14 protein-coding genes and 1 pseudogene are annotated in these 13212 nt (G+C 38.0%); 12 read left to right on the plus strand and 3 right to left on the minus strand.

What is annotated here, in order from left to right; translation table 11 throughout:
• Positions 1-42: 42 nt before the first annotated feature.
• From AC07XU_RS11640 to AC07XU_RS11650, 3 genes are all read right to left on the minus strand, one after another.
• Positions 43-327 carry a hypothetical protein gene (locus AC07XU_RS11640; protein WP_494943790.1) on the minus strand — a complete coding sequence of 95 codons (285 nt, stop codon included), beginning with the start codon at positions 325-327 and terminating at the stop codon, positions 43-45.
• Positions 328-467: 140 nt separating this feature from the next.
• Entirely contained in the window at positions 468-938 is a 471-nt protein-coding gene (locus AC07XU_RS11645; RefSeq protein WP_494943791.1) for a MauE/DoxX family redox-associated membrane protein, read from the minus strand.
• A 140-nt stretch (positions 939-1078) separates the two neighbouring features.
• Entirely contained in the window at positions 1079-1657 is a 579-nt protein-coding gene (locus AC07XU_RS11650) for a Crp/Fnr family transcriptional regulator (RefSeq protein ID WP_494943792.1), read from the minus strand.
• 255 nt (positions 1658-1912) lie between these two features.
• Here AC07XU_RS11650 and AC07XU_RS11655 point away from each other — a divergent pair, with 255 nt between their 5' ends.
• The 12 genes and pseudogenes from AC07XU_RS11655 to traJ all read left to right on the plus strand — a co-directional run.
• The gene (locus tag AC07XU_RS11655) at positions 1913-3172 is read left to right on the plus strand and encodes an aminotransferase class I/II-fold pyridoxal phosphate-dependent enzyme (RefSeq protein WP_494943793.1); all 1260 of its coding nucleotides are present in this window, start codon (positions 1913-1915) and stop codon (positions 3170-3172) included.
• Positions 3173-3183: 11 nt separating this feature from the next.
• On the plus strand, positions 3184-3828 hold the full coding sequence (locus AC07XU_RS11660; protein ID WP_316805331.1) for a TetR/AcrR family transcriptional regulator: 645 nt from the start codon (positions 3184-3186) through the stop codon (positions 3826-3828).
• A 26-nt stretch (positions 3829-3854) separates the two neighbouring features.
• Positions 3855-5069, plus strand: a complete 1215-nt coding sequence (locus tag AC07XU_RS11665; RefSeq protein WP_494943794.1) for a hypothetical protein — start codon at positions 3855-3857, stop codon at positions 5067-5069.
• A 392-nt stretch (positions 5070-5461) separates the two neighbouring features.
• Positions 5462-6331 carry an RteC domain-containing protein gene (locus tag AC07XU_RS11670; RefSeq protein ID WP_494943795.1) on the plus strand — a complete coding sequence of 290 codons (870 nt, stop codon included), beginning with the start codon at positions 5462-5464 and terminating at the stop codon, positions 6329-6331.
• Positions 6332-6474: 143 nt separating this feature from the next.
• Complete coding sequence (locus AC07XU_RS11675) at positions 6475-6993, plus strand: hypothetical protein (protein WP_494943796.1); 519 nt, start codon at positions 6475-6477, stop codon at positions 6991-6993.
• 53 nt (positions 6994-7046) lie between these two features.
• Positions 7047-7391, plus strand: a complete 345-nt coding sequence (locus AC07XU_RS11680) for a DUF4134 domain-containing protein (protein WP_494943797.1) — start codon at positions 7047-7049, stop codon at positions 7389-7391.
• Positions 7392-7393: 2 nt separating this feature from the next.
• The gene (locus tag AC07XU_RS11685; RefSeq protein WP_090993252.1) at positions 7394-7744 is read left to right on the plus strand and encodes a DUF4133 domain-containing protein; all 351 of its coding nucleotides are present in this window, start codon (positions 7394-7396) and stop codon (positions 7742-7744) included.
• 4 nt (positions 7745-7748) lie between these two features.
• Positions 7749-10208 (plus strand): TraG family conjugative transposon ATPase, encoded by a 2460-nt coding sequence (locus AC07XU_RS11690; protein ID WP_136877745.1) that lies wholly within the window; start codon positions 7749-7751, stop codon positions 10206-10208.
• A gap of 6 nt (positions 10209-10214) precedes the next feature.
• Positions 10215-10952: a conjugal transfer protein TraI gene (locus AC07XU_RS11695; RefSeq protein ID WP_225871350.1), complete on the plus strand. Its 738-nt coding sequence runs from the start codon at positions 10215-10217 to the stop codon at positions 10950-10952.
• A complete protein-coding gene (locus AC07XU_RS11700) occupies positions 10939-11631 on the plus strand; it encodes a hypothetical protein (RefSeq protein WP_494943798.1) in 693 nt (230 codons plus the stop codon). Before AC07XU_RS11695 ends, AC07XU_RS11700 begins: the two co-directional genes overlap by 14 nt.
• Before the next feature lie 40 nt (positions 11632-11671).
• On the plus strand, positions 11672-12292 hold the full coding sequence (locus tag AC07XU_RS11705; RefSeq protein ID WP_494943811.1) for a TerB family tellurite resistance protein: 621 nt from the start codon (positions 11672-11674) through the stop codon (positions 12290-12292).
• Positions 12293-12298: 6 nt separating this feature from the next.
• Positions 12299-13138: pseudogene (gene traJ / locus AC07XU_RS11710) on the plus strand (conjugative transposon protein TraJ); the annotation flags it as partial.
• Between the last annotated feature and the right edge of the window lie 74 nt (positions 13139-13212).

Raw genomic sequence — 13212 nt, forward strand, 5'->3', positions numbered from 1 at the left:
CATTTTACTGGATGTGTTGTTAGTTAAACTAAACTTGATGACCTAAAATGGAGTATATACACCCGGCGTTTCTTCAATATAATCATCTGGATTGTCAGTCGGGTTTTTGCCAGCTGGATACAATTGTGTACAGATATTTAAATCCCCATCACAGTAGTAATTACTAGTAGTAACTGGAGACCACACCCCACTAATATTATCTCTTTTGTATAATACATCTGTATCTTTAGTAGGAGCTTTGAAAGCCAATGTTGCAAAGGCAACAAACACCAATGCTAATAAACCGAATTTGTTAACGCTTTTAAGCGCATTTTTAAATTTTTCCATGATTGTAAGTATTGTAATCGTACCCTTCTTTTTTATGAGTACAACAGTTTTTGTCTTTCAGATCACTTGAGCTTAGATCTTCTGGACCTTTGATTTCATTTGTTTTGTTGCAAGTTAAGCTCGTTCCCTGCCAAATTAATTTAGCCACTGTTTTGTAGTTGATCCTTTCTTTTTTTAAGGTTAAAAAATCTGTTATATAATATCCAGCCATTCTCAATGGCAAGACCCAATAAGGCAAGTGAAACAAAAAAGAGATTAAATATCAAGTGTGTTCCGTAGCTCATGTTTTTCAAAATACCTCCACAACTACATGGTATTCTTCCAAATATTCTGGTCATTACAACACCTATGTATAAAGTAAAAGCACTTAATAAGAACAAAGAAGCCCAAAGTGCTATTTTCCTAGTATTTGGAAATAAAAGGAGGAACGTTAGAATAACTTCAATGGTAGGGATTAGCCATGCTAATATGTTTGCAATTGCTGCCGAAAATATCTGATTGCGCATTTCTCCAACAGATTTATCATAGTCTATTAGTTTGCTAAAAGCCGCATAGAAAAATAATGCAGCAATAAGACCGCAGATAAATTTTAATATGGTTTCCTTTTTCATGATTGCTAGTTCCTTTATTTCAGTTGTTTATCTTAAACCAAAATTAAGTTGTTTACAATACAATGAACCGGACGGATGTCGCTAAATAAATGGCAATATGTCAGAAAATAACTGGACGTATGTCCATATAATCCGAGTAATTATCTACCGTGAGCTAGTTCTACAAGTAACCGACTCAGTTGCTTTTCACTGATCCGTAGATAGGATGAAAGGACGCGTTTGGGAAGATCATGAATAAACTTTCCCAATAAAGCTGAGGCAAATCTGTACCTTTCTATAGCAGGCTCTAGACGCATCATTTCTGCATTTTCAATTTCCTTTAATTTTTGCTCTTCCAAAATGCACAACAAAAGTTTTATCGCTTCTGGCTGTTGCCTAAAAAAGCGTTCAAGCTGTTTATGGTTAATGGTAAGTAGTTCAACTTGGCTTAAACATTCAATATATTCAAGACTTGGTCTTTTAAGATATAGGCCATTTTGAGTAATGAAATCTCCTATAATAAATAGTTGGCTTGTTCCCGCCAATCCTAATTTTAAAGGATAGCGTCTTAACAGACCATTATTTACAAAGTATAATGAATTGTTAAAGAGGTTAGGACCAATAATAGTCTGGCCTTTTAAATAATCAACAGAAAGAAACTGTTCTGAGAAAAGAAATTTCATCTCCTTTTTGCAATGTGGCATTTCATGAAGTTTATCGATGAGCTTTTGGTTTTTCATGTTTTTGATGGCAAAAGAAGAGTGTTTTTATATCGCAGTCAAGTGTAATGCCTAGTTGCTGTTTTTCCACCCGTAAGGGTTTTACCTATGATGCTTGTCTTGACAGCGACTTTTCTGGGTGGATTTCTTTGTCCTATTATTTTTAAGGGTTTGTTTTTAGCTTATTAATAGTTAGACTAATCTTAAACAAAAAATCACCATGTTACCACTTTTAATGTAAATAGGTGCTAAATTGAGTTTTAACCCCTATTGTTTATGAAAAATATTGACTTTGCTAATGCGAGTTTCAGGGATTTTGAGAATATTCCTGGAATTGATGTAATGGAAAGGGCTGGAGAGTTCCAGTTGTTTCTAGATTATCTAAGTGCGAACGGGCACTTGAACTACAGAATAGAATCCCTATCAGGATGTGCTCCAGAGATGGATCTGCTTTTGCCAGGAAAAAGTAAAGCACAGAGATGTGCCTGTTTTGTATCCAATGACTATCTTGGATTTACACAACATCCTGCAATTAAAGTGGCATTACAAGAGGCAATTGAACAATTTGGCAGCGGTGCAGGTGCATCTCCCGCTATCGGTGGTCATTTTGTTTACCATCGGCAATTGGAAGATAGGATTGCCAAATTTTTCAAGAAAAAAAGTGCCATACTTTACACTACAGGTTATACTGCAAATAGCGCAACATTGCAATGTCTTTTGCAAAAGGAGGATATTGCAATTATTGATATGGCTGTACACGCAAGTGTATATGAAGGTTGCCAGCTTACAAATGTTAAAACATTTTTACACAACAATATGGAGGGGTTAGAGCTCGCACTGAAGCATGCACAACATACCTTTCGCACCAAAATGGTAATCATTGATGGTGTATATTCTCAAGATGGAGACTTGGCTACGATGGATCGGATTGTTGACCTTAGTCATCACTATGGAGCTTATTTGGTAGTTGATGATGCCCATGGAACTGGAGTTGTTGGAAAGACGGGCAGAGGTGCAATTGAAGAATATGACCTATTTGATAAGGTTGATATTATAACGGGGACTTTTAGCAAAGCATTTGCTCACATAGGTGGGTATGTAGTGGCAGATACCGAACTGATCAACTTCCTAAAATATCAATCAAAACAGCATCTTTTCTCTACTACAGCCACGCCAACTACTTTGGGTATACTTAAAGCAATGGATTTATTGGATGAAGAGCCATTTTGGAAGGATAGGCTCTGGGAAAATGTAAATTACCTTAAAGAAGGATTGTTAGGTATGGGGCTCGATATTGGTACAACAGCATCAGCGATTATACCTGTTAAGATTGGCGATATAGGAAAAACCTTGGAAGCTGGAAAGCTATTGCTTGATGCAGGGGTATATGCAAATCCAATAATGTATCCAGCAGTATCAAAAAAGAATGCCAGGGTAAGGCTAAATATTATGGCTACCCATACCAAGGAACATTTGGACAAGGTGCTGAATGCCTTTACTCATGTGGATCGTAAACTATCTATTTCAAAACCCTAAATTAACAGCCTATGCCTCTCAGATATATAAACATTTCTGGTCATGTAAAAAATAAGGAACAGACCATGCAACGGCTCATAGATGCCGTTGGCACTATCATCAAGCACAAAGGTTATAAAGGACTAGGGCTGAATACCATTGCCAAAGAAGCGGATGTTAGTAAAATTTTAATTCATAGGTATTTTGGAGGAGTTGATCAATTAGTTGAAGCTTATGTCCTTAAGAATGACTATTGGATAGCTAAAGCTAAAGACGTAAATAGAGAAGCTAGTGGCAATACAGATCGGGAAACTTTAAAAAACCTGGTATCGGATCTGTTAAAAGGGCATTTTGAATATTTCAATACGCATGAAGAAATGCGCTCGATTATCTTATGGGAAATTACCGAAAAGACTGACCTACTCAATAGCATCTCACATGTTCGAGAAGAGGTAGGGAAGCTATTGCTTGAAAAGTCAGCGCCTTTATTTAAAAATAGCAAAAAGAGCCTTAAAGGTATTACTGCACTGATGGTGAGTGCAATCTACTATATGATACTTCATGCCAAAAAGAATGAATCAACGATCTGCGGAATAGACATCAATTCCCAGGAGGGCCAAATAGAAATATTAAAGACTATAGAACAGATTGTTGATTGGGCATTTGATAAAAAATGAGGATATGGAATTAGTTGTGTCGGATTATGGAAAATGAGAACCCAAAATTTTATATTAAAGCACTTGATGAACTACGAAGAATTGCGCATGATCTAATGCAATCTAGTCATGAATCTTTCCCAGATAGTAAGGAACAATTTATTCTTGAAATCAATAGTGTTATTGCAGGCACACACATAGATTTGTTATTTATGCAATTGCATTTGGATGAGAATGCAGTTGTTTTTATGGATCATCTACAATCAGAATTGGTACAGTTGTCAGAAGAATGCAATACATTTATTTTGCCTGATAAAAAAGCACAAATTGAAACATATGTCAAAGAATATCTATTAATTATGCTGGATGCAATTAATAATCTCTTTGACCATTTAAAAGACCATTACAACTACTGCTTTAACTTTAAAATGGTGGTACCTGTTCGTTATAAACAAAAAACAGATTTAACATTAACCAAAATTTCTGATAAGCTTATCCAATCATTTAAATCAGCTGGGATAGATGAAGGACTAAATGAAATACTTAAGGGATATTTCCTGGAAATGAAAAATACTAAAAAAACCAGTTTCCATTTGCTGGATTTTCGTCAAGGGCTTACACATGACCTTATTAAAATTAGTTCAGCAAGTATGGATGAGAATGAACTGGATCTGCGAAGGATTTTTTGCTACCATAATTTCAATTATGCACCTCTTATTCAATACTACATATCAAGATTGCAACTTGATTATAATGCCGTTGATAATTATAGGGAGGAATATATCAAGATTACCGTCGAGATAAGAAAGTTGAGGCAATTGATTATTAGACGGGGATATAGCTATGATGCCGATGCTGTTGAATTAAGGGAAGTACTCTGCCATACATTGGAAAATGAACTTGTTTGTATCAAGAAGTTGATCAATATGAATAAAAAAATCTTTGAGGGAAGTGGAACAAAATATTTTCTACAACAGTTCTACTTTAAAATCTCTATATCTATGGAGCAGTTTTTGTTCATTTTTCGGCTCTTAATCGATAAAGGCATTGTATTAGTCAAGCGCAAGGCTGATCTCTATGAATTTATCCACGCTCATGTTGGCACTGCCAAAAAAAATAACCTTTCCATTGGAAATATGCAGAACACCTATGCCGAGAATAATAGAGTTACCGCAATAAAAGTTAAAGCGTTATTACAATCGTTAATTAAGCAAATAGATGAGAAGTATCTTTCTTTATGCTGCATCCTGATAGCCTTTTAATTTCTCTTAATCATACTACTAATATTTAGAGAATACATACGCTTACGTTATTTTCTCTTTACTATTTGATGGTACTATTCTTTCCAATCGGAACATTTGTCGCTGATGCGTTCTGCATCAGCATTCAAATTAATTAACTCCAGATTTTATTAGAATTATTGGACATTCCAATCCATCTGCAAGTTTCTAAATATGCTGCTTCAAGTGAATTTTATGTACTTGAGGTGGAATAATTAGTAAGGTCTTTCCACCTAAAAAACAATGTTCATTTTCAAACTTTTGTAAAAGATACACCAAGCGATACTTAAAGCAAGATCATACATGTTATGACCAAATTTCGCTCAAAGTTTAATCTTTACTCAACGGCTATAAGCTGTATAATTTTCTTGAATATGATTTTAACAGCAGCAACAACACTTTTTGAAGAGCTCTTAGAAACTATAGAGCAATTGGAACAGGATAACAGGGAGGTTCTAATCGATCCTGCACCTTACCTTAAAACTGCAAACCATTTTATGAATGCCCTGCAATCACTGGTGCTCACAGGAAGTTTTGTTGATCAGCAGGAAGAAATTCTGTTTTTTAAGACGGTGAAGCCCAAGTTCAGGTCTTTGCAGATTTATTATTTGACATTGCAAGATATCACTTTTAAAAAACCGAAGGGCTGCAAGAAGATATTGAAGAAATTCTATACCGATGAAATTCAGAAGATTTGCTCTTTTCATTGTTACAACCAAAATCTCCTCAATTATTACTATTCGGGAGCAACTGAGATGGATGAACAACTCTTCTTAAGAAAAGTTGAGGAACATCCGCATTGGTTACTCAAGCCTAAGCTTGAACGTGATGAAAGATTTTCAACACCAGCAGATTATTTGGTGGCAAAGATCTTAGCAATGGAAAAAATCAGGCTTTATTTGGCCGAAGAAATAGTAAAACTGCAGGATGGTAATGTTACTGGAAATGGTTCTGCAGACAAAAAGGAATACCGATGGACAGGTGAGGCAATTAATCTAGTGGAACTTGCCTATGGCTTGTATTACACTGGTGAAATCAATAATGGTCATGCTGGAATAGCTGAGATAGTAAGACTATTTGAAACGACATTCAATATTGCGATAGGTAAACCTTCAAGGAGATTTGCTGAAATCAAGCAGCGCAAAAGGCTAAGCAAGACCAAATATCTCGATCAAATGAAAACCGCTATTGATAAAAGAATAGATGAAGACGATGAGTTTGTTCCAAAGCCTAATTTTAGGTAATTATTAATCGCCTGTTTATTAGGTTATTATGTTTTTATTTTTGGGTAGTACCCAACTGGTTGCCAAACAAAAAATCGAAAGCTTAGAAACTTTGCTTCATCAAATCCCAATGCAATGGTGCTTGGGAGAAAAGCAAAGAATTTATGTTGGCACAATTTACATGGCAGGAGTTTTGGCTTGCAATGCTCCTGCTCACCTTACTCTGGTATTCGGGCATCATCCTGCTGTATTACCGCAAAGAACTTAATTCATTTTTTAGCAAAGGTTCAAATCCCAAAGAACCGCTTCCGCACCGCTGGTCAGATCGGGTAGAAGAACCCAATCAGAAACCTGAAGAACACGATGGACTACTGGGCGCTTCTAAACCTGCTGTGGGAACCAGTACGGTCAGTATGGGGCAAATCAGTTTTGGACAGGATGAAAATGCTAAATCTGAACAGCTTGGATTGATACCCGATGTACTTCAGGAGCTGAAAGAAATTTTTTCCATTCTGGAAAAAGAGGACGGTAACAAACAGGACTTTTTCAATATGATGGAAATGGTCAGGGCAAAATATGGACAGATTGGTTCCAACCCACGCATAGTTCAGATTAACCAGTTTATTGCTGAACATGCCCCATTCCACCTCTCGAAAGAAGAATTGGAAAATCTCTGGGATTAACATCTACCAATTAGCATCAAAATTTATTCTCAAGCTGTAAAATCAAAAACATTATGAAACGTCAATCCAATAATAACGTCAACCAAAATTTAGGCAAGTCTCTATTGCTATTATTTACCCTTTGTATCTACAATTTGTTGACCAGTCTGTCTCTTTTCGCCCAGGATGGAAATGCAGGGATACAGGAAGCAACCAACAAGGTAAAAGGCTATTTCGACACGGGAACCGACCTGATGTATGCCATCGGTGCAGTTGTTGGCATCATAGGGGCAATTAAAGTTTTCAATAAGTGGAATGCCGGAGAGCCTGATACCAACAAGGTAGCTGCAGCCTGGTTCGGTAGCTGTATCTTTTTGGTGGTAGTGGCAACTGTTCTTCAATCATTTTTCGGGATATAGCCATGGCCAGCGTTTATAAAATCAACAAAGGTGTAACCAGACCTATAGAATTTAGAGGCTTAAAGGCACAGTACATTGCCTATCTAGCTGTAGGACTGGTTCTATTACTCATCAGCTTTGCCATTCTCTACATTTCTGGACTGAGCCTTTTGGTGCTATTACCATTGATCATCACCCTTGGAACAACACTTTTTTTCGGTGTATTCCGCTTAAGCCACCGTTTTGGTGAGCATGGCTTGATGAAATTTTGGGCAAAACGTAGCCTTCCAAATTACTTGAAATTCCGTTCCAGACGATTGTTTACCTCGCTCAAAAGCAAATCGAATATTCCAACAACATCATTTAAAAACTAATCCAATGGTAGAAGCAAAAGACATATTGCCCATTTACAAGGTGGAGAACAACGCCATTATTTCGATGCATGGCGATGTAACCATTGGCTATAGAGTGGAGCTTCCAGAAATCTTTACCTTATCAGAAAGAGATTACGAGGCGTATCACCAGACTTGGGTAAAGGCAATTAAATTGTTACCACAGCACAGCATTTTCCTAAAGCAGGACTGGTTTACCGAAACCAAATACAAAGCTGATTATACTATTGATCGCAGTTTCCTATCCCGTAGCAGTGAGGTATTCTTCAACGAAAGACCATTTTTGGATCATGAGTGCTATATTTTCCTAACCCAGAAACCAAAAGAAAGAAAGCTTTCCAGTTCGGTATACAGTAATATTTTGCGAAAGTCCATTGTACCCAGCCAAACCATTTCTCCTATACTTTTTAAGGATTTTCTGGACAGTGCGGGGCAGTTTGAGCGCATACTGACTGATAGTGGATTTGTTGGACTAAAAAGTTTGAACGATGATGAGTTGGCTGGAACTGCAAACAAAGCTGGCATTATAGAAAGATATTGCTTTTTATTGAACAAGAATAACCAACCAATGATCCGTGATATCCACGTGAAAGATGAGATCGTAGTTGGCGATAAAAAAGTTGAACTCTACACTTTATGTGATACGGAAAATATGCCTGCACTTTGCGGAAGCCGTATCAATTATGATAAGTACAGTACGGACAGGAGCAAGTTTTCCGTTGGTTTTGCAAGTCCATTAGGTTCACTCTTAAATTGCAACCATATCTTGAGCCAATATGTTTTTGTATCAGATGTGCAGAAAACCATCAAAAGATTGGAAGCCAAAAAGCTCCGTCTACAATCCTTATCTGCCTATTCGAGAGAAAATTCAATTTCAGGAGATGCCACAAACGACTTTCTGAACGAGGCAATTGCCCTGCAACGATTACCTATCAAGGCACATTTCAATGTATTGGTATGGTCGGAAGACCAAGAAAAAAGCAGAGACCTTAAAAATCTCGTATCGTCGGCAATGGCACAGTTGGATGCAGTTGCCAAACAGGAAACCGATGGTCAAGCTCAAATCTGGTGGGCTGGACTTCCCGGAAATGCTGCCGATTTTCCTATGAACGATACCTTCGACACTTTTATAGAACAGGCAACCTGCTTTTTCAATCTGGAAACGGGCTACCGTTCTTCTCTCAGTCCATTTGGATTACGTTTAGGTGATCGCCTTTATGGTAGGCCCGTACATGTCGATATTTCTGACGAACCTATGAGGATGGGTTTTACTACCAACCGGAACAAGTTTGTTTTGGGGCCAAGTGGTAGCGGAAAATCATTTTTCACCAACCACATGGTTCGTTCCTACTATGAGCAAGGGGCTCATGTGGTATTGGTGGATGTGGGACATAGCTACAAAGGTTTGTGTGATCTGGTAGGAGGCTATTATTTTACCTACAGCGAGAGCGACCCCATTAAATTCAATCCATTTTACCTTTCTGAAGGTGATGTTTTGGACACGGAGAAAAAGGAAAGCATTAAAACGTTATTACTTGCCTTATGGAAAAAAGACGATGAAAATTTCAGGCGTTCGGAATATGTAGCCTTATCAAATGCATTGACGCTTTACTTTGCCCAACTGGCAAACAGACCTGATATTTTCCCTTGTTTCAATACATTTTATGAGTTTCTGAGCAATGAATATGTACAGGTGTTGGAAACCAGTAAGGTAAAAGATAGGGATTTTGATATCAATAATTTTCTGTATGTCCTTAATCCATACTACCGTGGAGGCGAGTTTGATTACCTGTTGAACGCATCTGAAAATCTGGAATTATTGCATCAGCCATTTATTGTAATAGAGTTGGACAATATCAAAGACCATCCGATATTATTTCCCGTGGTTACACTGATCCTGATGGAGATGTTCATTTCCAAAATGAGAAAGTTGAAGGGGATACGTAAGGTTTTGCTAATTGAGGAATGCTGGAAAGCCATTGCAAAAGAGGGTATGGCAGAATACATCAAATACCTCTTCAAAACGGTAAGAAAGTATTTTGGAGAAGCCATTGTGGTAACCCAAGAGGTAGAGGATATCATCAGTTCGCCGATTGTAAAACAGGCCATCATCAATAATTCAGACTGTAAGATTTTATTAGACCAATCCAAATACCAGAACAAGTTTGACGCCATACAGGAACTTTTGGGGCTTACAGAAAAGGAAAAGTCGCAGATACTTTCGATGAACAAAGCCAATGATCCCAAGCTTAAATACAAGGAAGTCTTTATTTCTCTCGGTGGCCAGTACAGCAAGGTTTACCGAACAGAAGTATCAACAAGCGAGTATCTCGCCTACACCACTGAGGAAAGCGAAAAGCTACAGGTTCAAAAGTATGCGCAGCAATATGGAAGCATCCAAAAGGGTATAGCGGTACTAGCAAATGAATTAAAAAATAAACAATAATCAGTTATGATAACCATTCACAAAACTGGTGCGTTTGCCTGCATCAGTGCAATCAAAAAAGTTATGAAAAAATACATGGTCATCCTTCCGGTGAGTGCCATGACGCTATTTGTATCGATACCCACAGGGGCAAATGCACAGATAGCCGTTTTGGAAGTCATCAAGGCAGGAGTAAAAAAAGTAATCAAAGCTGTAGACCTTAAGGTTCAGCGCCTACAGAACGAAACCATCTGGCTACAAAATGCGCAAAAAGTATTGGAAAACCAGCTTTCAAAATTAAAGCTGACTGAAATAGCCGATTGGACAGAAAAGCAGAAAGAACTCTACAAAAATTATTACGAAGAGCTATGGAAAGTTAAATCGGCCATTGCCTATTACAAGCGAATTAAAGACCTGACCGAAAAACAGATTGCCATTGTAGATGAGTACAAATGGGCTTGGGGCTTGTTCCAGAAAGATAAACATTTCACCGCTGATGAGCTGGAACACATGCAGAAAGTCTATTCGGGCATACTGGATGAAAGTATCAAAAATTTAGACCAGATCCTGCTCGTGGTTAATTCATTTAAAACGCAGATGAGCGATGCCAAAAGACTGGAAATCATCAGTGCTGCCGCCGCTCAGATGAATACCAACTTTAGCGACCTAAAATCTTTCAATACCCAAAATAGCCTGTTGAGCATTCAAAGGGCAAAATCGTTGGATGAGGTAACCATTTTAAAAGAATTGTATGGAATTCAATAGACAACAACAAAGTAGTTATAGCCATAAAGGTATGTCTGTATCGAAACCAATCAGCCTTTTAGGGCTTGTATTTCTATTACTTTTTGTAGGTACAAACGCTTTTGGTCAAACCTGGGGCGAATTCTTTAGCCAAAAAAAAACGCAGAAAAAATACCTGCTCGAACAACTTGTTGCTTTGAAGATGTATGCAAGCTACCTCAAGAAAGGCTATGATATTGTCGGCAGTGGAATAGGTACTGTTAGGGATATAAAGAATGGCGAGTTCAGTTTGCACAGCACCTTTTTTTCCTCGCTCAAAAGCGTTAACCCTGCCATCAGAAAAAATGCAAAAGTTTCCAGTATTATTTCTCTGCAAATATCCATCGTAAAGGCTTTTAAAAGTATTGGCGATAATGATGGACTGAAACTTTCTGACAACCAGTACATATTAGATGTAAAGGATAGGGTAACCGATGAATGCCTTGGTGACATGGAGGAACTACTGCTGGTTATTACTTCTGGAAGGCTGGAAATGAGTGACGATGAACGGATAGAAAGATTGGATAGTATTTATGAAAGGATGCGGGATAAAGCTGTATTTGTGCAAAGTTTTACAGGCGAAGTAAACCTGCTCATCCATCAAAGAAAGAACGAACAAAAATCCATTAACCATTTAAGAGAAATTTATGGAAACAATTAGAATAATTAGAGTAAAGAGTGTAAAAAGCACTCTTTATTTAATGCTGACTTTATTTGTCATTTGCCTTTCATCTACGTTTTTTAAGCTAAAGGCACAGTCTACAGAAGTGCAGCAGCTCCTGCTAAATGTAGAGAAGCTCAGCCAATTAAAAAATATCCTTTCAGATATGAAGCGTGGATATACCATTGTCGCCAATGGATATAATGCGGTGAAAAATATTTCACAGGGCAATTTCTCCATACATGAGATATTCCTTGACGGTCTGATGCTGGTCAATCCCGAAATCAGGAAATATGAAAGGGTTGCGGACATCATCACCTATCAGCAGCATTTGATTTCAGAATACAAATCTGCCTACAACCGTTTCAGAAATGACGACACTTTTAGTCCTGAAGAACTAAGTTACCTATCCGGTATTTATGGGCGGCTTTTCGATCAGAGCATTGATAACCTGGATGAACTTTTAACGGTGATTACCTCATCGAAATTACGAATGAGCGATGATGAACGCTTGCGGGCAATTGACCGAATTTTTCTGGATATGCAGGATAAGCTCATCTTTTTAAGAAGTTTCAACAAAGAGGCGAGCATACTGAACCTACAAAGGCAAAAAGAAAAATTGGATATCAATGCCACCAGAAGATATTATAACCAAAATTGAGCTGTGATGAAAAAAATAATTATGTTATGCATCGGGATATTTGCCTTGCTCTCGCCATTGGGCTCATATGCACAGGGCATATCGGAAACACTGGGTGGAATGCAACCCGTTCTTGACAGGGTGTACAGCGAGATGTTGCCATTATGCAGTCGGCTTATCGATGTGGGCAGGGGGATAGCTGGATTTGGTGCGCTATGGTATATCGCCAGTCGCGTATGGCGCCAGATTGCCAGTGCCGAACCCATAGATTTTTACCCATTGCTCAGACCTTTTGCATTGGGAATGGCTATCATGATATTTCCGCTGGTTATTTCAATGATGAACGGAGTGTTACAACCAACGGTTTCGGCAACGGGAAAAATGGTAAGTGATAGCAACAAAACAATAGAACGCTTGCTTAAAGCCAAGGAAGCGGCCATTAAAAAAAGCAAGCATTGGCAAATGTACGTTGGAGAAAATGGGAGTGGAGACCGTGAAAAATGGTTGAAGTATACTTTTCCGGAACAAGGTAGTGAAGGTATATTAGATGGTTTAGGGCATGATATCCAGTTTTTTATGGAGAAGCAGTCCTATAACTTCCGCAATTCCATCAAGCAATGGATGAAAGAAGTTTTTGAGGTGCTTTATGCGGCCGCTTCACTGTGCATCAATACCGTAAGAACGTTTTTTCTGATCGTTCTGGCCATTTTGGGACCTCTGGTATTTGGTTTTGCGGTATTCGATGGTTTTCAGAATACCTTAACGGTTTGGCTGGCAAGATATGTGAACATATTCTTGTGGCTTCCCATAGCTAATATCTTCGGAAGCATCTTGGGAAAGATACAGGAGAATATGTTAAAACTCGAGTGTGCCCTGAACTAATTACTGGCTGAATACAGTGATTAGATGCTTTGTGAATGATGAGGGTGGGCCCCTCGAAA

Source organism: Pedobacter sp. GW456-11-11-14-TSB4, assembly GCF_059424425.1.